Origin of the sequence: Brevibacillus fortis (genome assembly GCF_003013395.1) — a bacterium.
Taxonomy (GTDB): Bacteria; Bacillota; Bacilli; order Brevibacillales; family Brevibacillaceae; genus Brevibacillus; species Brevibacillus fortis.
Map to the genome: position 1 here is coordinate 18,002 of NZ_PXZM01000006.1, position 20,814 is coordinate 38,815.

25 protein-coding genes are annotated in these 20,814 nt (G+C 48.3%); 21 read left to right on the top strand and 4 right to left on the bottom strand.

What is annotated here, in order from left to right; all coding sequences use genetic code 11:
- Window positions 1-19: 19 nt before the first annotated feature.
- The 11 genes from tpx (at window position 20) to C7R93_RS05815 (ending at window position 7,998) form a co-directional block, all read left to right on the top strand.
- Window positions 20-541, top strand: a complete 522-nt coding sequence (gene tpx, locus C7R93_RS05765) for a thiol peroxidase (RefSeq protein ID WP_106837906.1) — start codon at window positions 20-22, stop codon at window positions 539-541.
- Between the two features lie 176 nt (window positions 542-717).
- Window positions 718-1,347, top strand: a complete 630-nt coding sequence (locus tag C7R93_RS05770) for a TetR/AcrR family transcriptional regulator (RefSeq protein WP_106837907.1) — start codon at window positions 718-720, stop codon at window positions 1,345-1,347.
- A 7-nt stretch (window positions 1,348-1,354) separates the two neighbouring features.
- Complete coding sequence (locus tag C7R93_RS05775) at window positions 1,355-2,059, top strand: MBL fold metallo-hydrolase (protein ID WP_106837908.1); 705 nt, start codon at window positions 1,355-1,357, stop codon at window positions 2,057-2,059.
- 73 nt (window positions 2,060-2,132) lie between these two features.
- Entirely contained in the window at window positions 2,133-2,648 is a 516-nt protein-coding gene (locus C7R93_RS05780) for a hypothetical protein (RefSeq protein ID WP_106837909.1), read from the top strand.
- A gap of 49 nt (window positions 2,649-2,697) precedes the next feature.
- Window positions 2,698-3,618 carry an RluA family pseudouridine synthase gene (locus C7R93_RS05785; protein WP_106837910.1) on the top strand — a complete coding sequence of 307 codons (921 nt, stop codon included), beginning with the start codon at window positions 2,698-2,700 and terminating at the stop codon, window positions 3,616-3,618.
- Window positions 3,619-3,899: 281 nt separating this feature from the next.
- Complete coding sequence (locus C7R93_RS05790; protein WP_106837911.1) at window positions 3,900-4,817, top strand: fumarylacetoacetate hydrolase family protein; 918 nt, start codon at window positions 3,900-3,902, stop codon at window positions 4,815-4,817.
- 25 nt (window positions 4,818-4,842) lie between these two features.
- Window positions 4,843-6,003, top strand: a complete 1,161-nt coding sequence (locus C7R93_RS05795) for a homogentisate 1,2-dioxygenase (RefSeq protein ID WP_106837912.1) — start codon at window positions 4,843-4,845, stop codon at window positions 6,001-6,003.
- Between the two features lie 19 nt (window positions 6,004-6,022).
- The gene (locus C7R93_RS05800) at window positions 6,023-6,643 is read left to right on the top strand and encodes a flavin reductase family protein (protein ID WP_106837913.1); all 621 of its coding nucleotides are present in this window, start codon (window positions 6,023-6,025) and stop codon (window positions 6,641-6,643) included.
- Window positions 6,644-6,759: 116 nt separating this feature from the next.
- Window positions 6,760-7,107, top strand: coding sequence for a PspC domain-containing protein (locus tag C7R93_RS05805; RefSeq protein WP_106837914.1), 348 nt, complete (start codon window positions 6,760-6,762; stop codon window positions 7,105-7,107).
- A 110-nt stretch (window positions 7,108-7,217) separates the two neighbouring features.
- Window positions 7,218-7,403 carry a LuxR C-terminal-related transcriptional regulator gene (locus C7R93_RS31095; protein ID WP_425266728.1) on the top strand — a complete coding sequence of 62 codons (186 nt, stop codon included), beginning with the start codon at window positions 7,218-7,220 and terminating at the stop codon, window positions 7,401-7,403.
- Window positions 7,404-7,818: 415 nt separating this feature from the next.
- A complete protein-coding gene (locus C7R93_RS05815) occupies window positions 7,819-7,998 on the top strand; it encodes a hypothetical protein (RefSeq protein WP_106837916.1) in 180 nt (59 codons plus the stop codon).
- 66 nt (window positions 7,999-8,064) lie between these two features.
- On the opposite strand, the gene C7R93_RS05820 is transcribed toward C7R93_RS05815, so the two are convergent.
- The 3 genes from C7R93_RS05820 to map all read right to left on the bottom strand — a co-directional run bounded on the left by C7R93_RS05820 (window position 8,065) and on the right by map (window position 10,628).
- A complete protein-coding gene (locus C7R93_RS05820) occupies window positions 8,065-8,661 on the bottom strand; it encodes a TetR/AcrR family transcriptional regulator (RefSeq protein WP_106837917.1) in 597 nt (198 codons plus the stop codon).
- Between the two features lie 14 nt (window positions 8,662-8,675).
- Window positions 8,676-9,701 carry an LLM class flavin-dependent oxidoreductase gene (locus C7R93_RS05825; protein WP_106837918.1) on the bottom strand — a complete coding sequence of 342 codons (1,026 nt, stop codon included), beginning with the start codon at window positions 9,699-9,701 and terminating at the stop codon, window positions 8,676-8,678.
- 180 nt (window positions 9,702-9,881) lie between these two features.
- Window positions 9,882-10,628, bottom strand: a complete 747-nt coding sequence (gene map, locus C7R93_RS05830) for a type I methionyl aminopeptidase (protein WP_007717062.1) — start codon at window positions 10,626-10,628, stop codon at window positions 9,882-9,884.
- Window positions 10,629-10,760: 132 nt separating this feature from the next.
- Here map and nadE point away from each other — a divergent pair, with 132 nt between their 5' ends.
- The 3 genes from nadE to C7R93_RS05845 all read left to right on the top strand — a co-directional run bounded on the left by nadE (window position 10,761) and on the right by C7R93_RS05845 (window position 12,626).
- A complete protein-coding gene (gene nadE / locus C7R93_RS05835; RefSeq protein WP_106837919.1) occupies window positions 10,761-11,513 on the top strand; it encodes an NAD(+) synthase in 753 nt (250 codons plus the stop codon).
- A gap of 2 nt (window positions 11,514-11,515) precedes the next feature.
- Window positions 11,516-12,340, top strand: coding sequence for an MBL fold metallo-hydrolase (locus tag C7R93_RS05840; RefSeq protein WP_106837920.1), 825 nt, complete (start codon window positions 11,516-11,518; stop codon window positions 12,338-12,340).
- Window positions 12,341-12,404: 64 nt separating this feature from the next.
- The gene (locus C7R93_RS05845; RefSeq protein WP_106837921.1) at window positions 12,405-12,626 is read left to right on the top strand and encodes a hypothetical protein; all 222 of its coding nucleotides are present in this window, start codon (window positions 12,405-12,407) and stop codon (window positions 12,624-12,626) included.
- A 64-nt stretch (window positions 12,627-12,690) separates the two neighbouring features.
- On the opposite strand, the gene C7R93_RS05850 is transcribed toward C7R93_RS05845, so the two are convergent.
- Window positions 12,691-13,176 carry a DUF2062 domain-containing protein gene (locus C7R93_RS05850; RefSeq protein ID WP_106837922.1) on the bottom strand — a complete coding sequence of 162 codons (486 nt, stop codon included), beginning with the start codon at window positions 13,174-13,176 and terminating at the stop codon, window positions 12,691-12,693.
- Between the two features lie 212 nt (window positions 13,177-13,388).
- On the opposite strand from C7R93_RS05850, the gene C7R93_RS05855 reads away from it, so the two are divergent.
- The 7 genes from C7R93_RS05855 to C7R93_RS05885 all read left to right on the top strand — a co-directional run bounded on the left by C7R93_RS05855 (window position 13,389) and on the right by C7R93_RS05885 (window position 20,768).
- Window positions 13,389-14,018: a DedA family protein gene (locus tag C7R93_RS05855; protein WP_106837923.1), complete on the top strand. Its 630-nt coding sequence runs from the start codon at window positions 13,389-13,391 to the stop codon at window positions 14,016-14,018.
- Window positions 14,011-14,529 carry a YkvA family protein gene (locus tag C7R93_RS05860; RefSeq protein WP_106837924.1) on the top strand — a complete coding sequence of 173 codons (519 nt, stop codon included), beginning with the start codon at window positions 14,011-14,013 and terminating at the stop codon, window positions 14,527-14,529. Before C7R93_RS05855 ends, C7R93_RS05860 begins: the two co-directional genes overlap by 8 nt.
- 19 nt (window positions 14,530-14,548) lie before the next feature.
- Window positions 14,549-15,496 (top strand): 3'-5' exoribonuclease YhaM family protein, encoded by a 948-nt coding sequence (locus C7R93_RS05865; protein ID WP_106837925.1) that lies wholly within the window; start codon window positions 14,549-14,551, stop codon window positions 15,494-15,496.
- A 124-nt stretch (window positions 15,497-15,620) separates the two neighbouring features.
- Window positions 15,621-17,180: a YcdB/YcdC domain-containing protein gene (locus C7R93_RS05870; RefSeq protein WP_106837926.1), complete on the top strand. Its 1,560-nt coding sequence runs from the start codon at window positions 15,621-15,623 to the stop codon at window positions 17,178-17,180.
- Window positions 17,181-17,349: 169 nt separating this feature from the next.
- Window positions 17,350-18,345 carry a hypothetical protein gene (locus C7R93_RS05875; RefSeq protein WP_106837927.1) on the top strand — a complete coding sequence of 332 codons (996 nt, stop codon included), beginning with the start codon at window positions 17,350-17,352 and terminating at the stop codon, window positions 18,343-18,345.
- Window positions 18,342-18,617, top strand: coding sequence for a hypothetical protein (locus C7R93_RS05880; RefSeq protein ID WP_106837928.1), 276 nt, complete (start codon window positions 18,342-18,344; stop codon window positions 18,615-18,617). The genes C7R93_RS05875 and C7R93_RS05880 overlap by 4 nt, the downstream gene beginning before the upstream one ends.
- An 81-nt stretch (window positions 18,618-18,698) precedes the next feature.
- Entirely contained in the window at window positions 18,699-20,768 is a 2,070-nt protein-coding gene (locus tag C7R93_RS05885) for a YecA family protein (protein WP_106837929.1), read from the top strand.
- The last annotated feature ends 46 nt before the right edge of the window (window positions 20,769-20,814 follow it).

The following is a 20,814-nucleotide window of genomic DNA, read 5'->3' on the forward strand; positions in this document are numbered from 1 at the left end:
TGGTGAGGAGGAAGAAATCATGACAACTGCTGTTGAGCGTCAAGGCGCATTTGTATTCAAAGGTGGTCCTGTAACACTACTCGGTCCTGAAATCAAAGTGGGAGATACTGCTCCTAACTTTACTGTAGTAGGTGGCGATCTGTCCCCTGTAACTTTGGAAGACTCCAAAGGCACTATTCGCATCATCTCCGTAATCCCTTCTATTGACACAGGCGTGTGCGATGCACAAACTCGCCGTTTCAACGAAGAGGCTGCGAAATTGGAAGGCGTAACGGTGTTGACTGTTTCCGTTGACCTGCCATTCGCGCAAAACCGCTGGTGCGGTGCTGCTGGCATCGACAAGGTGAAAACAGTATCTGACCACAAAGACCTGTCCTTCGGTACAGCTTATGGCGTAGCGATCAAAGAATTCCGTCTCTTGGCTCGCGCTGTATTCGTAATCGATGCAAACGACAAGGTTGTACACGCTGAGTATGTGGCTGCTGCTGGTGAGCATCCAAACTACGAAGCTGCGATTGCTGCTGCACAAGCTGCGAAGTAAGCAAAATCATAAGCAAGCTCCCTTTTTGTCCAAGTGACGAAAAGGGAGTTTTTTATTTGCAGCAAGTGGAAAAAATAGTCTTGACGGAATTGGTAACCAGTGGTTATATTATAACCAACGGTTACTAACCACTGGTTACAAAAACCACAACAGAAGTAAGGAGCTGAATATCACGCATGGCAAGCAAACAAGAAATACGCTCAGAAGAAACGAAACGGGCGATTTTGACGGCGGCAGCAGACCTATTCGCCACCCGAGACTTTGATACGGTCTCCATCAGGGAAATCGCCAAAGCAGCCGGCTGTTCTCATACAACTCTCTATATATATTTCAAGGACAAAGAAGCGCTACTTCATCATCTGTCCAAGGAACCGTTGCAAAGCTTGGCGCAACAAATGGAAGAAACACTATCAAAACGCGGACGAACACCAGAAGAGATCTTGCGTGAAATCAGCAGTCAGTTCATCCACTTTTGCTTGCGCAACCGAACGATGTATACCTTATTCTTCATGATCAAAGCCTCTCGGATCGATGTAGAGGAACCGGAAAAAGAATTGCAAACGCTGCGCAATCAATTGTTTGGTTTGTTGAGGCAGGCAGTAAGTAGATGCTTGCCAAGTGAGATAGAGGAAGAAAAAGCGCTTGCCCATGCACGGATTTACTTCTACACGCTGCATGGCATCGTCGGTACGTATACACATTCCGAAGAACCGTTGGACAGCTTGATGGAAAGGCTGGCACCTACATTCGCTTTAGCTGTAGATGTTTTTCTCGCAGGAAGTCAAAAAATAATGAACAGGGAGTGACGATAGAATGATCAGAGTGGAACAAATCTCGGAGAACATTTGGTGTATCAAAGCGTGGTTGTTGATTCCTTTGCGGGTCTGGATTGTCAGGGAGGAAGACGGCGTTACACTTGTCGATGCGGGGATGCCATTTATGACAAAACGGATTATGGCATTTATCAAGCAGTTGAATGCAGGACCACTCAAACGAATTTTGCTGACGCATGGTCATTCGGATCACGTGGGGGCCGTTAAAAAAATCACGGAGGCAGAATCTGTACCAGTCTATGCACATCGAATCGAAATTCCATATATGGAAGGGCAAGAGCTGTATCCTCGTCGTAAAAAGCTGGAAGCAAACGTTCAGCCGGGCGTAGCTCAGTCTTTGCCAGAGGATGCCGAAGGGAATGTAGCTCCGATAGGCGGACTGCAACCGTATCTGACACCTGGTCATTCTCCGGGGCATGTGGTGTATTATCACGAAAAGGACGGAGTGCTTTTGGCGGGAGACTTGTTTACTTCCAAACGCGGCAGATTGCATCGTCCCATGCCGATGTTCACAGCGGATATGGCACAAGCACTCAAAAGCAGTTTGATCGTCCGACAATTGCGACCACGCCATTTGGAAGTATGTCATGGCAAGCCGATTCAAAATCCGGCAGGGCAGCTCGATGACTATTTGAAAGAGGTCTCTACTTCTTTTTCGATTCCAAGTAGTGTTTGGCAATCATAGGGCATTTTTCGCCTGAATCGAATCGGATGAAACGAATCCCCTTTTCCTCCCGTCATAGGTTTGAGGTGATTGGATGAAAAAGGTAGGATGGATTGGTCAACTATTTCTGATAGCGACACTGTTACTGACGGGGTGTGGGAACGGATCGTCCGCGCAAGGGAATTCGCAGCTTGCGCAACCACCGCAGCCAGTCATCGAATGGAGTGGAAAAACAGCTGCGACGGTGCCTGCATCTTCCTGCTGGAGCTATAATAACGAGGCGATCTGCAAGGATACGGCGGCACCACCGGAACTCGTCGCAGAGCAAAAGCCTGCACCGCTGCAAGTAAGGCCAGGGGCCACGCTGACCGTAACTTTTGCCCAGCAGCCAACCGCAAATACGCTCAAGGTAACCCAATGGAATGGCATGAAAGAAGTGGAGCAAGTGATAGAGAATGGCAATCAGTGGAAGGCGCCCGAACAGCCAGGCTGGTATTTGTTTGACGTTCGCGGTCAGTGGGCGCAAGGTGATGCAGGTCATGCATTTGTTATCGAAGTAAAGGACAGCATCGGATCATCCTTCCAGACGGTTATGGCCAAACAGCCATGATCGTTTTTTGCTATACTGAAGGGGAGGGAAGACTTAAAGGAGAGACAACATGCTAGAAGAAGTAATAAGCTTCACGGTTGATGAGGCAGATGCAGGGCAAACTGTGCGAGAAGTACTTCAAAAGCGGTATGGTGTATCGCGTCGCTTGCTCATTCGTGCTAAGTTTAAAGGCTCCATTACACGGAATGGCGTCCTCGTATTCGTGAACGAAAAATTGCAAGTTGGCGACAAAATAGCAGTCATGGTTGAAGAAGAGGCAGAAGAGACCGTTGCTCCAGAGGACATGCCGCTCTCCATCCGTTATGAGGACGAGGATTTGATGGTCATCGCAAAGCCAGCGGGATTGGTCGTTCATCCGACAGGAAATCATCCGAGTGGAACCTTGGCAAACGGGATGATCGCTTATTGGAAAAAGCGTGGCGAGCACAGAAAGTTCCGAGCGGTGAACCGTTTGGATAAAGATACATCAGGCTTGATGATCGTGGCGAAAAATCAATGGGCGCATGAACAATTCAGCCGCATGCAACAGATCAGGACGCTTACGCGGACCTATCGAGCTATCGTGCAAGGGATCGTTGATTCAGACGAAGGGACGATTGATGCCCCGATTGGCCTTGCGGAAAATTCGTTTATCACCAGACAGGTAAGACCGGATGGGCAGACAGCTGTTACCCATTATCGTGTGCTTGCCCGAGGAGAAGGAATGAGTTTTGTCGAGGTGAAGCTGGAGACTGGGCGAACACATCAGATTCGCGTGCATATGAGCAGTGAAGGGCATCCACTAGCAGGAGATGATCTGTACGGGGGAGAACGGGAGCATATCGGCAGACAAGCTTTGCACGCATGGGGGCTATCCTTTGTCCATCCGCGTAGCGGTCTTGCGATGAGCTGGGAGGAGCCGCTGCCAAGCGACATGGAGCAGGTAGCCCAACAGTTTTTTCCGGATTATCTGCGCAAGGAAATGACCTAGGCGAAAAATTTCGTCATTTCCCTCTGGAAAGCTGTAAGCGTTTTCGATATGATAGAAGAAATACGTTACAAACATTGGAAACACAACAGAGAATAGCTGGCTGTCTGCGGGGGGAAATCCCGCAAAGATTTTTTTCAGTAGCAGACTAGACCCAGCTTGCGCCTGATGCCTGTTTCGGATCGTTTTGACAAAGAGGGCTTCCCTTTTTATTTGTCATGCACCGGAATTGCTTTGGGGGTGAGCTGGGTTTTCTTATTTGCCCAAGAGAAGGAGAGGGTTTCATGAAGCTGGTTTCCTATCGAGAAAGGGAAGAGGATGCTTGGCGAGGGGGGTTTATGCACGAAGGAAGAGTCAAGGATATTGCACATGCTTGCCCGGGGGCGCCAAGTACAGTGCTGGGTTTGCTCGAGGAGTGGGCGAACTGGTTGCCCGTTCTCCAAACAGCTTACGAGGCACAGGATGGCTGGGATTTGGAGCAAGTCGAGCTAGGTTCGCCACTTCCCCGTCCCGCCAGCTTTCGTGACTTTTATGCCTTCGAGGCCCATGTGAAGACTGCGCGAGCCAAACGCGGGCTTCCGATGGTGCCCGAATGGTATCACTTCCCCGTTTTTTATTTTTCAAATGCAGCAGCTTTTACAGGGACGCAAGCGAATATTCGCAGACCAAAAGCAACCGAGTGGCTGGACTATGAGCTGGAAATAGCCTGCGTAATTGGGAAAGCAGGAGTTAACATTCCAGTTGAACGAGCGGAAGAGCACATCGCAGGATATTGTATCTTAAACGACTGGAGCGCCCGGGATATACAGCGCGAGGAGGTCAAGGTCGGCTTAGGGCCAGCCAAGGGCAAGGACTTCGCAACGTCCATGGGACCGTGGCTGGTTACACCGGAGGAGCTGGCGGATGTACGCATCACAGGCGAAAAGGGTAGCCGCTACGATCTGGAGATGGTGGCACGTATCAATGGTAACGAGTACTCAAGAGGAAACCTCAAAGACATTCACTATACATTCGCTGAAATGATTGCTCGCGCCTCGGAGGACTGTTCCTTGTATCCCGGAGATGTCATCGGATCGGGAACAGTAGGGACTGGCTGCATTTTGGAGCTTGGGGCAGAACAGTATGACTGGCTTGTGCCAGGTGATGTAGTGGAGCTAGAGGTGGAACGCCTCGGTGTGCTCCGCAATACGATTTCTGAATAAGGATGAAAAAAGGAGGAAGGAACGTATGGCTTTTTATCAAAGGATGGGGGAGCTTCCACAAAAGCGGCATACGACGTTTTACAAGCCGGATGGGGGACTATACCGCGAACAAGTGATGGGAACGAAAGGGTTTTCCGGGATTCAATCGATTCTGTATCACCACAATCCGCCTACCCAAGTAAGGGAGACGCGCAAATACGCAGACGTCCGCTTGGAATATGTAGAGCAGGTTGATTTGAAGCATCAGCATTTTAAAACGTTTGATGTTCAGCTAGGCGGGGACCCGATTTTCGGACGGCGCTACATGCTGGGGAATAACGATGTCGTCATGGCTGTATGCGCACCGACAGAGCCGATGGATTACTTTTATCGCAATGCAGATGGGGATGAGGTTGTTTTTGTCCATCAAGGTGAGGGAGAGCTGCAAACGGTTTTTGGTACGCTCACTTACAAGCCTGGCGACTACCTCGTCATTCCGATCGGCACGACCTATCGGATTGTACCTTCTGTGCAGAGTCGTTTCCTCGTCATTGAGTCCCAAAATGAGATCGTTCCCCCAAAGCGTTATCGCAACGAGCATGGTCAATTATTGGAACATTCTCCGTTTTGTGAACGAGATATTCGTGTACCGGAAAAATTGGTGACACATGTGGAAACCGGAGACTTCGAAGTGCGCGTCAAACGCCAGTCCGTGGTCTACAGCTACTTCTTTGACTTCCATCCGTTCGATGTCGTTGGCTGGGACGGTTATTTGTATCCGTATGCACTGAGTGTACATGATTTTGAACCGATTACTGGACGCATTCACCAACCGCCACCTGTCCATCAAACCTTTGCCGGTCAAAACTTTGTCATCTGCTCGTTCGTTCCGCGGATGTACGACTATCATCCGCAAGCGATCCCTGCGCCTTACTATCACAGTAATGTAGAAAGTGACGAGGTGTTATACTACGTAGATGGCAATTTTATGAGTAGAAAAGGGATTTACGAGGGTTCTATTACTTTGCATCCAATGGGGATTCCTCACGGGCCGCATCCAGGCAAGGTAGAGGCGAGCATTGGGAAAAAAGAAACGCAGGAGCTTGCCGTCATGTTGGACACATTCCACCCGCTTCGCGTCACAAAGCATGCGTTGGAAATCGAGGATGAGGCGTACATGGCGAGCTGGTTGCCGCCGCGCGAGTAGGAAGAGGGGTAAGCGTATAATGGAAATCGCCATTCATGAGATAGAACGACAGGAAAAATACAAGCTTTTGATCGGATGTATCGTCCCAAGGCCGATCGCTTGGGTCACCTCATTAGGGGAGGGAGGGATCGTCAATGCCGCTCCTTTCAGTTATTTTAATGTCGCCAGCATTGAGCCGATGATGGTTTCGGTTGCCGTCATGCGCAAGCCGGGTAGCGTCCCGAAAGATACGGCACGAAACATCATACAAACGGGAGAATTCGTGGTCAATATGGTGGACGTTCACAATGTGGATGCGGTCAATCAGACTTCTGCTGATTATCCGCCAGAGATCAGTGAAGTAGAGGCATTGGGGCTGGAAGTCGCTCCTTCTGTTCGCGTCAAGGTGCCGAGGCTGCGTGCATCCCGCATCCATTTTGAGTGCAAGCTGCATCAGATTGTGGAATTAGGGAGTCCGACGACTTCGGATTTAATTATCGGGGAAGTGGTGCATGCTCATGTAGAGGATGAACTGTATCATGCAGGACGGATCGATTCCGCAGCGTTTGCACCCGTTAGCAGATTAGCGGGCCATACGTATGCGACTCTGGGCGAACGGTTTGATCGTCCACGCCCCGTTTATGAGCCACCGGTCAAATGATTGATCTCCGCCCAGCGACGGAGGACAAATCCCTCTACGGACCATTTTACCGGAATCGCCTATCGGGTATCCTGTAGATACAAGGCAAGCGGATACTGTAGAGAGGGTGGAATGCAATGATGGAAAGACGACTATACCGTTCTCATGATAAACGGTTATTTGGGGTTTGTGGTGGGATTGCGCAATTCTTACGCATTGACTCTACGCTGGTACGTGTAGGAGTTGTCGTTCTCACTGTTTTTACAGGAGTACCGATTTTGTTTTACTTGCTGATGGCGATGATCATGCCAAAGGAACCGCAGTGGTCATACGCTTCTGACGGTTTCCCGATGCATGATGCACCGTATAGTGGACATGCACGCATGAACGATTTGGATCAGGAAATTGACCGTCTGGAGAAGCGTGCTTTGGTACAGGAAGTATATCGCCTGCGCGAAGAGTTGGGTAAATATAAAGGGCTTTAAAGTAAAAAGGGAATTCTAGAGCAGAACTGTGACCCGTTAGTTGGATACTTTGAAAAAAGTGACCGGCTAACGGGTTTTTGTGTTGTAATCATCATGAACAAATTAAAAGATTGTTCCTACGTAGCAAAAAAGAAAAAGAAATACTTCGGTTGATCGGACAGGGATTATCTGATTCTGAAATCACAACATCACAGCATATAAGCCTTTCAACAGTCAGAGCTCATGTGAGAAACGTTTTAGCAAGTGAGGCACTGGGTCTCTATTCTGAATCAAAGGAGAAATTTAATGATTCTTAAAAAAAGACTAATAGGAATTTTTGGCATAGTATTACTTTTTTCAGGAGTAGTTGTTCCATTGGGCATTGCTCCAAAAGAAGCGTGGTACTACACATCTCTACCAGGTTTCATTCTGCTGTTGGTGTCAAGCTTCATAAAAAAGTAGTACTCATTTATAAAGTGCTTTATCAATGAGTCGGGTGTGAACTGTGACCCGCTAGACAGATACTTTAAAAAAAGTGACTGTCTAGCGGGTTTTTGTGTTTCATTTAAACGCTTTTTCAAATATTGTTCTCGGGTCACAGTTCAGGCGTAAAAGCCGCAAAAATCTATTTCCCCGTTTGCCTTATTTGATCTTACGAAAAAATGGTCTGCAACTTCTGGCGATCGCTGCATAACATGTAAGGTGGAAAACCTACATAGGGAGGGAAAAGTAGTGTATCTCGGCGTGTTCGATTTGAATCAGCGTTTGGAGCAAACCCGCAAAATTCTGCGGGAAAAGCAACATCTGAAAAAACTGATTGAAGAAGACATTCATGACTTGGAAAAAGACGTCAAAGAATTAGAAGCGATGACGGCGAAACAAGAAAAGTATGCGACCAGTGCCCAGCGCTAAAAACAGCTGGATGAGCGACAAAAGAAGGAAGTGGCAACTGCCGGAAAAAGGCAGGGAGCCACTTTTTTAATTTTGAATCGCTTGGTCCAAAACTTTTTCAACGATGGCAGGAACCATGCGGATCGCTGCACTATCGGTGCCGTACGTCTGGCTATCCGCGTAAGTACCTTCCATCAACAAGATAAGCGTATAGGCCAGCTCGCATGGATTCGAAGCGCCAAGGGCAGTCGTGCGTTCCAAAAAAGCGTCGCGGATTCGTTTCTGATGCGAGCAAACCAACTCGCGAACAGGATGAATCGGATCAGGAAACTCTACAGCTACATTGATAAAGCAACAGCCGCGAAATTGCTCATTGGTCGCTCGCTCAGCCAAATCAGCAAAAAACTGAATGATTTGCTCTCGTGGCCGTTTGGGGTGTTTGGCAATGCTCTCTTCCCACTCTTGCCAAAAAACATCCTGCTTCCTCGTCATGTAGGCGAGAATCAGGTCTGTTTTCGAGGAAAACTGCCGATAGACGCTCATTTTATTCATGCCAGCACGCTCAACAATGGCGTCTACACTGACGGCATGGATCCCTTCTTGATAAAACAATTCTTCAGCAGCATTCAAGATGATCTCTTGTGCTTTTTCACGCGGCACGCGAGGCCGTTTTGCTTCCGTCATATACATTCCCCCATTTAGGACTCCCAGACGTCGGCGACAATTTCAAAAGAGCGCACACGATCGGCATGGTGGTACATTTGCGTCGTAATCATGAGTTCATCTGCTCCTGTAGCGTCGAGCAACTCTTGCAGTTTGCTTTTCACGGTAGCAGGGCTGCCGATGATCGAAGAACGTAGCTGCGCTTGGACAGACAGTTTTTCGAATTCGCTCCATAGCTCATCCATATTGTCCACAGGTGGTTGGATTGGCTTGAGATCACCACGGACGAGATTTAAGAATGCCTGATAATGAGAGGTGGCCAGTCGATTCGCGAGCTCATCCGTATCGGCTGCCATCACATTGACGCCAACCATGGCATATGGCTGATCCAGCACTTCCGATGGACGGAAGCAATGGCGATACGTTTGCAGCGCAGGCAAGGTAAAGTTCGGTGAAAAATGTCCTGCAAAGGCAAACGGTAACCCGAGCATACCTGCCAGTCGCGCTGAGAAATCGCTGGATCCGAGCAGCCAGATCGGGATGTTCAGACCTTCGCCAGGGATAGCGCGAATAGCTGATGCTGACTCACTGGTTTGTGGACGAAGATATTCACGCAGCTCCTCCAAAAGCTCCGGGAAATCCTCTCCACCAATCCGCAAATCTCGGCGTAGCGCTCGTGCTGTTCGTTGGTCTGCCCCGGGTGCTCGCCCAAGACCTAAGTCGATCCGGCCTGGATAGAGAGACTCCAGTGTCCCAAATTGCTCGGCGATGACGAGCGGAGCGTGGTTAGGCAGCATAATGCCGCCTGAGCCTACACGGATTTTGCTGGTGCCACCGGCTATGTGACCGATGAGAACGGAGGTGGCAGAGCTGGCTACACTGGGCATCGCGTGGTGTTCGGCGAGCCAGTAACGTGTAAAGCCCCATTTTTCCACCTGTTGCGCCAGATCGAGACTGTTTTTGTACGATTCAGCAGCATTGCTGCCTTCCGTAATGGGGGCTAAATCGAGAACGGACAATGGTATGTCTCGTAGTTGCTTAAATGAGATTGTATCGGACATGGGATGGAACCCTCCTTGTGCATAGCGGTTGCTGGTCTGATTAAGTTTGTTACTGAGTAGTAACAAAACGTACTTGCATCATACGAACCGCAAGAAGGGATGTCAACGCTTGAATGTGCGACCGAGCACATTGGGAGAAAAAGAAAAAGCCCTGACAATGCAAGGGCTTTTCGTACATCCTTATTGTTTTGTTAAGATAACAGGTCCATTCGCGGTAATCGCGAGGGTGTGCTCGTATTGAGCGGACAGCTTGCCATCGCGTGTACGTGCTGTCCAACCATCTTCATCGACCATCGCATGGTAGGTCCCGATGTTCAGCATGGGCTCAATGGTAATGACCATGCCTTCTTTGAGGCGTTGTCCTCGGCCTGGAGGGCCAAAGTGAGGAACAAATGGCTCCTCATGCATTTCCTGCCCGATACCATGTCCGGTAAAATCGCGTACGACGGAATAGCCTTGCTCTTGCGCATACGTTTGGATGGCGTGGGAAATGTCACCGATCCGATTGCCTACGACTGCTTGCTCGATACCGAGATACAGCGATTTTTCAGTGACTTCCAGCAGTCTTTTCGCTTCAGGGGACACGGTTCCCACTTCATAAGACCAAGCGGAGTCAGCCAGCCAACCGTTTTTGCGAACAACCATGTCGATGGTAACGATATCGCCATCACGCAAAGGCTCTTTTTTCGGGAAGCCATGGCAGATGACATCATTTACTGAACCGCATGTGGCATAGGGATATCCATGAAACCCTTTTTGCTCAGGGGTCGCGCCATTTTTAGCCAAAAATTCTTCTGCGAATTGATCAATCTCCCAGGTAGAAATGCCTGGACGAATCATCTTGGCAATCTCACGATGACAAGCAGCCAAAATCTTGCCTGCTGCATGCATGAGTTCAATTTCTTCAGGTGTCTTGAGGATAATCATCGACTCTCTCCTTCTCCTCGTTAGTCAAGAACTCTCTATAGTATATAGTGTAGTCCCGTTCTGCGCCAATTGCCACACTGAAAACGGCATGGTAGGATGAGGGAGAAATAATCAACCCTGGGGGTAGGTAGCGTGGACAAGTTTCAAGAACATCTGGCGAACTACCAGATTCATGTAAAAGAAGACGTGGAAAAACGTATTGCCTTTATTCGTGAGCAAATTGACGGAAATGGCCTTGGCGGTGCAGTCGTCGGTATTTCTGGTGGGATTGACAGTGCCGTTACAGCAGCGCTTTGTGTTCGTGCATTAGGTTCAGAACGCGTTATTGGCGTTTGGTTGCCTGCTTACTCGCAGACGGTTCATGAAGAAGATTCCAAGCGTCTTGCTGAAGCGATCGGATTGAATTTGCACACGGTAGATGTAGGGCCAGCCTACGACGCTTTGGTCCCTGTTATCGAAGGTGTACTTGGGCTTGATGACAAAACAAAGGGAAATACAAAGGCTCGTTTGCGCATGACAGTGCTGTATGCCATCGCTAACCAAAAAGGTTACTTGGTAGCGGACACGTGCAACCGAAGTGAGATTCATGTTGGCTATATGACAAAGGGTGGAGACGGTCTTGCCGACTTTAATCCAGTAGCAAGTCTGACCAAGCATGAGATGCGGATTCTCGCTGCTGAGCTCGGAGTACCTGGAGCGATCATTACGAAGCCGCCTTCTGCCGATTTGTGGGAAGGGCAGACGGATGAACAGGAGATGGGTTTCACCTATGAGGATCTGGATCGTTTGCTGATTACAGGAGAAACTCGACCGGAAGCCAAAGAACGCATTGATTACCTGCATAAAATCTCTGAACATAAGCGCAACATCATGCCAGGCATATAGATATGGCACAATCCTATCAGCTGTTTACGAGTTGTCTGTGGCAAACGACCAGTGCAGTCGTATCAACCGAGCAACGTCTCTACTTGTTTGATCCTGCCTATTTTCCCCATGAGATAGAGGCGATTGCTGACTATGTGCAAAGGGAGAGGAATGGAAGAGAACTTGTTCTCGTCCTGACTCACGGAGATTGGGATCATGTTGTCGGGGTCGGCAAATTTCCGGATGCCACAATCATTGCACAAAAGGAAATCCTCACTGGTGGACGGATCGAGAAGAAACTGAACAAGGCGAAACGGTTTGACGGTTCGTATTACGTGGTCAGATCGTATGAAGTAGGAATGCCGAAATTCACGAAGTTAGTAGAGGATGCCCAAGATTGGCAGGAAGTCTTTTTCCTGCCTGTACCAGGACATACACCCGATCAGATGGCGACTTTGTTCCGGGAGCAGAAGCTGCTTGTTGTCGGTGATATGCTGTCCAATTTGGAGTTCCCGTTTATCGATGATAGCAGTGCCTATCTGGATAGTTTGGAAAAAATCGAGCAATTGGTTCTTCAAGGAAAAGTGGAAGAAGTCATTCCAGGACACGGTGTACCTGCAAAAGGACGCGAGGAAATCCTGCATCGAATTGAACGGGATCGCCAGTACTTGTTGGATGCACGTGCAGTCGTTTTCGAGGGTATTACCAATAACGTAGAGGAAGACGTACGGAGAGAGCAGTTTTCACAACTGACGTATGATGGTGTGTCGATCGATGAACATCTCCACTCTGCTCATGACCAAAACCGGGATCAACTATGCAAGGAAGCTCTTTCGCCGAAAGGTTGATTATTCCGCGGTTTTATAAGATAATAGGGGTTACGCAAATCTTTCTAGGAAAGAGGTGGAACAGATGTCTACAACTGAATTGATGCTGAGAACAAGTCTGGAAGGACGTGTGAAGCGTACGTTGCAAACGTACTTCCGTCGCCCTAACGACGTGTTGATCAAGGAGAGCCTGGGAGCGAACGGTTTGTCCCCAGAGCAAGTGGAAGTAACCTTGGAGCTCATGAATGAAGAGAAAACTGTTGCCGAAATCATGGAGCACCTGCGCGATAAAGGCTACTTTGCATAACATTGCGAGCAAAAAAGACCGGACTGACATTTGATTGTCGGACCGGTCTTTTTCGTTCGAGCGATTAAGGTGTAGGGCTTCCCTCGGGCAACGAGCGCCGTATTTTCTTGCGGCGATACAAGTGAAGGCCAGTTAAGACGAGAAAATAGCTCGTGAACGCGACAATCAGCCCCATGATGGCACTCCCAGTAAAATAGGCAAGTCCTTTTTCTTTCACCCAGACAAGCCATTGCCTCCCAGGCTCGTGATGGACAAAATGCCCTTGTAACGGTTTGCCGATCAACACGTATCCAATATTGTAATTGAAAAGGATGAAAAGCGGTAAGATGAGCTTTCCGATAACAAACGCAACTAAACCAGCGGGCAAGCTGGCACGAAACAGTTTGCAAAGTGGGAAAAGCAACAGAAACGCGAGTCCAAAAGTAGGCAGGGTAATGAACTCGATGAAGATTCCGAGTGAAAATCCGCGGGCGACAAAAGCTGGAGCCCCTTTCATTCTCAGCACCTTGTAGTATTCGAATTTTAGCTTTCGATATGTTTTTTTCCACATCCGTGCTATCCCTCGTTTGTCCCAAGTCATTTGTCTGTGAAATCCCTTAAGGGTATGGCGAACGGTGAAGCTGGATCCGTTTTTAGGTTGATGCTGTAGAGTATCTCCAAATTGGCAAAAATTAATAGTTGCTATACAAGCTCTGATTTGTGAATGCGCCTTTCTTTTGGCATAATGGAAGAGGGCAGCTTGCTGGAAAAGTGGTGACATTCGTGGAAGATGTAATGGGAACCTTTGGTGACTATATTTCGCAATATGGGTATGGCGCCTTGTTTGGATTGTTCTTTCTGGGAATTTTGGGGATGCCCTTGCCTGAAGAAACGCTGCTCGTTTTTTCTGGATTTCTTGTTTCAACGGGAAAATTGGAATTTTGGCCTACTTTTTTCGTCTGCTTTCTCGGTTCCGTTACAGCGATGACAGTGGCATACTGGATCGGCAGAACATTAGGCTACCCTTTTCTCGAACGATATGGGAAACGACTGGGGATCGGCTATACCGTTTACAAAAAAACGGAAGAGTGGTTTAATCGCGTCGGTAAATGGGCGCTTCCACTAGGCTATTTTATCCCTGGTGTTCGTCAATTTACGGCCTATTTTGCCGGGATCACGCGATTGCCGTTTCCGACTTTCATGCTCTTTACCTATTTGGGTGGGCTGTTTTGGAGCTTGCTTTTCGTGACGCTTGGCTGGCAATTAGGAGAACGCTGGGATGAGCTGTTTGATTTGATAGCCCGTAACCTCGCGATTTTCTTTATCGCTTTGCTCGCATTGATCGCAGCCTGGTCGTATTTCAGACACAAGGCGAATGTAAAAAAGCAATTACGGAGGGATCAGAATGAGTGAAGAAAACCGCAACGAAAATCTACTGCCTGTGGTTCAGAAGCCAACCGAGCTGGTTCCTGTCGTATTACCGGAAAAACACCAGCGATTTTATGATAAATTGCGTGAGAAAATGGAAACGTTCATCAAAGATAAAGGAGTCAATGAGTCTGTAGCCAACTTTATTTTGCTTGCGCCAGACTTGTTCGTTCTCTTAGCACGACTGATGTTGGACAAGCGAGTAGGTGTTCAATCAAAAGCATTAGCAGGTGTGGCTGTTGCCTACTTCATTACCCCGATTGACTTTATTCCGGAAGTATTAATCGGTGGTTTTGGACTTGTGGACGATGTCATTTTGGCTGTTTATGCCCTACGCAAGATATTGGTCGATATCGATGAAGCGATTGTGCGTGAGCATTGGAATGGAGAAGAAGATCTCTTGGCGGTCATTACAAAGGTCATTAAGTCTGCGGATGATCTAGTCGGCAAGAAAATTGTGCGAAAGCTGGAAGAAATCCTGTTCCGAAAAAAATAAGCTAGGATGGGACAAATAGATGAAATATTTAATGGATTATCAAGAGGGAGAGCGTGTTGTCGCTTTTTGCCTGATTAAAAACAAGGAAGCTGGTGTAGCCAGTAATCAGAGTGAATACTTGAATCTGGAGCTGGGAGATCGCTCGGGTACGATCATGGCAAAGCTATGGGATGTTAATGCAGAAATGAAGGAATGGATTAACGTCAAATCTGTCGTAAAGATCGACGCTGCCGTCCAAATGTATCGAGGGAAAAAGCAATTGGTGATTCAACGGATCAGACCGGCTGCCGCATCAGACGAAGTTCAGATGGAGTCGCTCATTCCGATCTCGCCAGTCCCAGTGGATGAACTGTGGACGAAGCTTACCCATGCAGTCGACAGCTTGCAGAGTGCCACGCTCAAGGCAATCATTCAAGAAGCTCTGGCTACAGAGGAGATTCAGGATCGCCTTCGCCATTATCCAGCTGGCGTGCGCATGCACCACAACTATTACCATGGGCTGCTCGAGCATATTGTCTCTCTATTGACGGCAGCACAGAGCCTCTTGCCACTGTATCCACATGTGGACAGGGATGTACTGTACGCGACTTGTATCTTGCACGATATTGGAAAACTGTACGAGCTATCTGATCCCATCGCCCCGGATTACACGACGCCGGGCCAGTTGATTGGTCATCTGGTCATGGGAGTCGAGATGGTGAGCGGCATTTGCCAAAAGCTAGATATTTCTGTAGGGGACGCTGAGGTTCTGCACTTGAAGCATTGTATTTTGAGTCACCATGGAGAGGTAGAGAATGGCTGGGGCAGTGCTGTATCTGGGAAAACGCCTACAGCTGTCATGTTCCATTACCTGGACCAAATCGACAGCAAAATGAATGCTTTGAGCCAAACACTAGGGGACATGACGGAAGAAGAGGAATGGGCATATGCTGGCGTGCTAAGACGAAAAGTCTGGCGCGGGTATTAATCAAGTTTGAAAAAGCCAACTGCTTAGCACCAACAAGCAGTTGGCTTTTTTTCGATAAATCAGAAACGTTTCTTCTATCAAGCTCGTCTTATCTATTAATGTCTTGTAATTAGGGGGTATTTATGTGAAAAAGCGAAACAGGGCTGCTATGCTCATACTGGCAGTCACGATGGTTACAGCACCAGTGATACTTCTGCATCCGTATTCTTCCTATGCGTATGATGGCAAATCGAGTCTGGAACCCATTGAGTTGCCAGAAGACATCGTCCACTTGTTAAACGAATTGAAAGAGGACTATGTGCCTCACATGAAAGACCTTCATGTGGACTCATACGGAGGGACAAGCAATTCGGGGTATGTTATTAATCTTTCGGATCGAAAGAGTGTCATTACCACCAATACGACGCTCAATATCTCCACAAATGCAGAGGGAGATATGACCAAACTTGTCCTTCATGATGTGAACCGGGACAAAACAACCAAAATCAATAAAAAAGAAGCCTATCAAAAGGCAGTGGATTTCATTCGAAATTACATAGCGGTTGACCATGTTATTTCCTCGCAAGCAATGCTCTCTTCAGATCGTGCATCAGAGCTGGATCATCTGGCAGTTGTCAGTGTCTATCCACAGTTGAACAATACATGGGTGGACAAAGAGACAGCACGGGTCATGGTTGACGCAAAGGGTCAGGTTGTCCGTTTTCAACAAGAAAAGGTAAAGCTTCCTACTGCAGCAGAAGTAGCGGACCCAAGCAAGGCTGTACCGCTCGAAAAGGCAGGGAAGGAATGGCAAGACAAGGTGTCCTTGGAATTGGTATACGATGAGTCAGCGGGCAAGCTCGTTTACCTGCCTGACCAATTGCCAACGATAGATGCTCTGTCTGGTGAAGAAGTTCCGTCTGTGTATAAAACAACGAGTGAAACGATGAAAATCAAAGGAACAGCTGACATGGGCGTCTGGCGTGACACGAAAAAAATGGAGCAGATGCTCGAGAAGGATTTCGGCCTGAAGCTGAATCAACGCACGTACAAAAATGTAAAAGAAGACAAACAATATAAAAATAGTGATATCGATCGCCATGAGTGGAATGCCAGCTCATATCAAAGCGCGTGGATTACCCTCGACCGAAAAACAAAATCACCGATCGAATTCAAACTGGACGGATCCGTGGAAAAGGAGCTCGAAAAGCCGCTCACGCATGACGAGGCAAAAGACCTTGCCATTACCTTTGTGGAGAAATACTTGTTGTCCAAAGAACAATCTTTCTCCGTGAAGGAGAAGAGTCTTGTGGAAAATCTGCCGGGGTGGGCGGATCAAAATTTGGTGCGGCCGATCAGTAGCTTTGCTTTTCATCCTGAGGTTAACGGTATCCCTACCAAGAGCCCACTATTCTACATTGAAGTGGACGCCAAGAAGGGCAATGTAGTCCTTGCTCAAGTAAATGACCTGCCGTCCATGCCTGCTACCATCAGTAAAGACGGTATTGTCAAGGATGAGAAAGCAAAGGATGCGTATGTCAAAGAGGCAAATCTGCGCTTGGCATACTGGTATCCGAAGGTAGGTACCCATACAGCGAAACTGCCGCAGTTAGCCTATTTACCGACAGCCGATGCCAAGTCTCTGCAAATCGATGCTGCTACGGGTGCAGTGGAAGCAACCTGGCTGGAATGGAAAGCTAACTAATAACCAGTACCCGATATGGTGTAGAAGCCATGTCGGGTTTTCCATTTCATCATTATCGGAATTCATAAACACTTCAAGGTAGGTAGGATTTTTTTTCTTTTTGTAGAATATCTTCTTGATTCCCATTTGAATTGGCAAACAATGCCGATCACGAGAAGGAGAAAGTGCAATGAAACGGCCAACTTATACCCTACCAAGTATTGTAAAAAAGGTATTCCGGCCCGGTGAGCGCTCCCTTCCACGTACGGAGATCTGCTCCCGGATGGAAGCGAATGAGCTGAATGCTTTTTTGGATCTGGACTGCAAGACAATACTGGATAAAGTGTTGAACATGGAGCAGTCTCCTGTGCGAGTTGGAAGCTCAGAGGCGATCGTAGAGGTCACTCACCAGCCGCATCAGGTGTACGACTTGGCTTATCGCTTTTTGCGCGATAGCCAAACACCGAAAAAGCTAGAGCAAATTGTCGCAGAGCTGCGTCGTCAAACGCAGTTTGGTTGGAACCAGATTCTTCGTATGCTGCAATTGGAACGCGATCCTCGCTTTGTGCAATATCAAGGCGACAGCAGATGGTTTTTGGCAGAGTGGATGTTGGGCAATGACCAAGTGTATGCGTTTTGCCGCGACAATGGCATTACGCAGGTAGCTGCTCGCACATTAGTCCATTTTCTGGAGCAGGAAGTAGGGATTGCTGCAGATGCTGCTTTTCTCCCTGCGCAAGATGACCGCTTCCGCATTGACGGTGATACCATGTACATCATTGCTCGTAGCGAAGATTCCAAGGAAGAGCAGGTGGCCCTCGAGGTTGCTGTTGCTGCCCCTTCTGTATCGATAGGAAACAGCGAGTCCGTCTCAGAAGAAATTGCATCGGAAGAACCAGCGAATCCCTTACACCAGGTGGAAGAACAACAAGAAGTACTATTTACTAAGGAGGAAGCTACTATGTCTACCATTACCAACCAGCAAGTTCTTGAGGAAGTACAAAAACTGATGCAAGATGCCATCAACCGCTTGGAGACAAGAAACCATGAAATGTCCCAAGAAGTTGTCGCTCATTTTCAACAAAGCAATATGCAAGCTATAGAAGTGCTAATGAAAGAGAAACATAAGCATGAGCAGATCGTACTTGGCATTCAACAGGTGCTGGCGACCAGTGAACAACAATGAGTAAACTTGAGGCTACGATCCGGTTAGAGCAGAGATTTGCCTTCCTGCGCGAGGTTATCGCGGGCTATCGGATTCGCCTTCAAGACATGGAGCAGGAAGTGGTGGAGCTTTTTTCCGCCAACCAGCTCTCTGCTATTTCAGCATGCATGGGCGAGAAGCAGCGCATCGTCAGGTTGATGAATCGACTGGAACAATTTATTGTTCAATGGGAAAGCAACAACACGGATGTGGGTATCGCACATGAACCAAAGCGAGAACACTTGAACACATGACGAATAATGCGGTAAAATAGGGGGATTGTGCATGATTCCCCGCGCATGCCGCGTGGGATGGAAAGGAGATCCAAACCCTCTATGTCGGTAGGAAGAAACGAACTGTGCCCTTGTGGGAGCGGAAAAAAATACAAAAAATGCTGCGGGGTTGTCACTCCAATTACGGAGCTGCGTAGCCGCCACGAGCAAAAGCTGCAAAAAGAATACGCTGGCTGGGTCGAAAGACTGAACCATTTTGTCGGCGCAAATGTAACCAGCGAGACGATTCAAGAAGCGCGGAGTCGTTTTGCCGAAGAGGTTGGTTTGACCCAAGAGAGTGTCGCACGTCCTGAATGGGCAGCGCATTTCTTCAATTGGTGTGTATTGGACCTCAAAACAGGTGGAAGCACGCTGCTTGAGAACTATATCAAACAGCATGGACGTCGGATGGAGCCTGATCTTCGCCGTGCGTTTGCTGGATTGCACCTGAATGTTTATGAAATCGTAGAAGTGGATCGTGATGTCATCACGGTTCAACAACCGATTTCCGAAGAAAAACACTACCTGCTTCGTGCCAATACGTTGAATGTTGTCCCTGGACAATTGATCGTAGGGCGCCTGCTGAATCTAGGTCTGCGTGATATGCTCTTCTCTGGCAGCATCATCTTGCAGCCACATGTCAAGGAAAGCCTGCTCGAGTGGTTACACCAACATCCAGAAGTAGAAGCTGCGAAAACAGATACGAGCGAGAGAAGTTATACGACAGAGCTGTATCACTTCATCGTTCAATTTGGCGAAGCGGCAAGCGAGACAGAAGCACCGAAGCAAGATTCGCTCCTGCGACGCACTTATGCCATGCCAGATCGTAAACAGCTGCTGAAAGTAATCGAGTCGAATCCTGCTTTTGAGCTGAAAAAACGGGACGGAGCTCGCGAGACATGGGTCTATGCGACACGCAAGGAAGAGCATTTGTTCCCGAATTTAAAGGATGCCTTGCTGGAGCTATACGAAGTACAGGCAGAAGTGATTTTGCAGGATGACAGCCTGGTTCTGGAAGGGTATGCGCCGCAGTTGGACGAAGTTGCAGAACTTTTGCTGCTGCTTGCATTTGAGAAAGAAGAGGAGATTCGCGTTCTTACTTCAACGGGCTCTCGTTTGTCCAAAGGAACTCTGTTTATCACGAGTCAGCCTACTTTGCCACCAAAAGTGTTGCAGTGGGCAGTCCAAACCTATTTTGCTGAAAAATGGCTGGTTACTTCCCATGAACAGCTCGATGATTTGGCTCCGCTCTTGGTTGCGGCTACAGACAACGAGGCGTTGCATGAAAAACTCCACAAGCTGATGGAGCAAATGGAACAGGATCATAAAATCGGACAAGGCTTGGCTCGCTTTATCCGAATGGACATGCTTCGTCCTCGCCTCTCGTTGTCAAATGACAGCCTGCATGTGCATAACCTGCTGCGCCGTCCGTTGATCGAGGGCTTGCCGGAGAGCGTGTACACCGTGCATCCTGACAGACTTGCGGACATCAATCGCTTCGTGCAAGAGATGACCGAAGGCAAGTCGGAAGCAACCGTTAAAAAGTACGATGAGGTCATGAACAACTTCCGTTCATTCGTCAGAGGAGCGTTTGGCCCATCTTTCACATGGGAGAAGCTGCGCAGAGAGGACCTGGTATACTTCCTCGTCCACGACATTTTCACGCGCACGGACGCAACGACCAAAACGTTGGCAACAAATCTGATGTCTGTTTTGACGGCCTTCTTCAAGTGGCTGGATAAGCAAGGACCATACGCACTTTACTCTGTCATGCAGCCATTGTTCGCAGAGTTGAAAGAAACATTGCCGGAAGCCTATCGCTTGCGTGGCGTGCTGGAAAAAGAAGCGACTCAAAATCTTTACAGCAACCCGATGGTGATCAAAGATATCACGGAAGAATCGATGCTCGTGCAAGAGATCACTTCCTCTGGATGTACGGCAAAACTTTCAAATGGCGAGACAATCAATCTGTCTATTGGCGCCGAATTGGGTGCTATGCTGGCAGCAGATTGGATGATCCATGGCTTGTTCGGTCAAGGTGAGGACGGTAATTGGAGACTGTTCGGTACGCCTGAGGTGTATCCGCCAGTCATTGCCCAAGTGCTGGGCGCACCAACAGGAGTTTTGGTATAGATCCACTACGCATAAAAAACCCGAGGATTCGTGTCCTCGGGTTTTT

Coding starts and splice junctions, on each gene's coding strand:
- tpx (WP_106837906.1), top strand. CDS start 20: ATGACAACTGCTGTTGAGCGTCAAGGCGCATTTGTATTCAAAGGTGGT.
- C7R93_RS05770 (WP_106837907.1), top strand. CDS start 718: ATGGCAAGCAAACAAGAAATACGCTCAGAAGAAACGAAACGGGCGATT.
- C7R93_RS05775 (WP_106837908.1), top strand. CDS start 1,355: ATGATCAGAGTGGAACAAATCTCGGAGAACATTTGGTGTATCAAAGCG.
- C7R93_RS05780 (WP_106837909.1), top strand. CDS start 2,133: ATGAAAAAGGTAGGATGGATTGGTCAACTATTTCTGATAGCGACACTG.
- C7R93_RS05785 (WP_106837910.1), top strand. CDS start 2,698: ATGCTAGAAGAAGTAATAAGCTTCACGGTTGATGAGGCAGATGCAGGG.
- C7R93_RS05790 (WP_106837911.1), top strand. CDS start 3,900: ATGAAGCTGGTTTCCTATCGAGAAAGGGAAGAGGATGCTTGGCGAGGG.
- C7R93_RS05795 (WP_106837912.1), top strand. CDS start 4,843: ATGGCTTTTTATCAAAGGATGGGGGAGCTTCCACAAAAGCGGCATACG.
- C7R93_RS05800 (WP_106837913.1), top strand. CDS start 6,023: ATGGAAATCGCCATTCATGAGATAGAACGACAGGAAAAATACAAGCTT.
- C7R93_RS05805 (WP_106837914.1), top strand. CDS start 6,760: ATGATGGAAAGACGACTATACCGTTCTCATGATAAACGGTTATTTGGG.
- C7R93_RS05820 (WP_106837917.1), bottom strand. CDS start 8,661: ATGACGGAAGCAAAACGGCCTCGCGTGCCGCGTGAAAAAGCACAAGAG.
- C7R93_RS05825 (WP_106837918.1), bottom strand. CDS start 9,701: ATGTCCGATACAATCTCATTTAAGCAACTACGAGACATACCATTGTCC.
- map (WP_007717062.1), bottom strand. CDS start 10,628: ATGATTATCCTCAAGACACCTGAAGAAATTGAACTCATGCATGCAGCA.
- C7R93_RS05840 (WP_106837920.1), top strand. CDS start 11,516: ATGGCACAATCCTATCAGCTGTTTACGAGTTGTCTGTGGCAAACGACC.
- C7R93_RS05845 (WP_106837921.1), top strand. CDS start 12,405: ATGTCTACAACTGAATTGATGCTGAGAACAAGTCTGGAAGGACGTGTG.
- C7R93_RS05850 (WP_106837922.1), bottom strand. CDS start 13,176: ATGTGGAAAAAAACATATCGAAAGCTAAAATTCGAATACTACAAGGTG.
- C7R93_RS05860 (WP_106837924.1), top strand. CDS start 14,011: ATGAGTGAAGAAAACCGCAACGAAAATCTACTGCCTGTGGTTCAGAAG.
- C7R93_RS05865 (WP_106837925.1), top strand. CDS start 14,549: ATGAAATATTTAATGGATTATCAAGAGGGAGAGCGTGTTGTCGCTTTT.
- C7R93_RS05875 (WP_106837927.1), top strand. CDS start 17,350: ATGAAACGGCCAACTTATACCCTACCAAGTATTGTAAAAAAGGTATTC.
- C7R93_RS05880 (WP_106837928.1), top strand. CDS start 18,342: ATGAGTAAACTTGAGGCTACGATCCGGTTAGAGCAGAGATTTGCCTTC.
- C7R93_RS05885 (WP_106837929.1), top strand. CDS start 18,699: ATGTCGGTAGGAAGAAACGAACTGTGCCCTTGTGGGAGCGGAAAAAAA.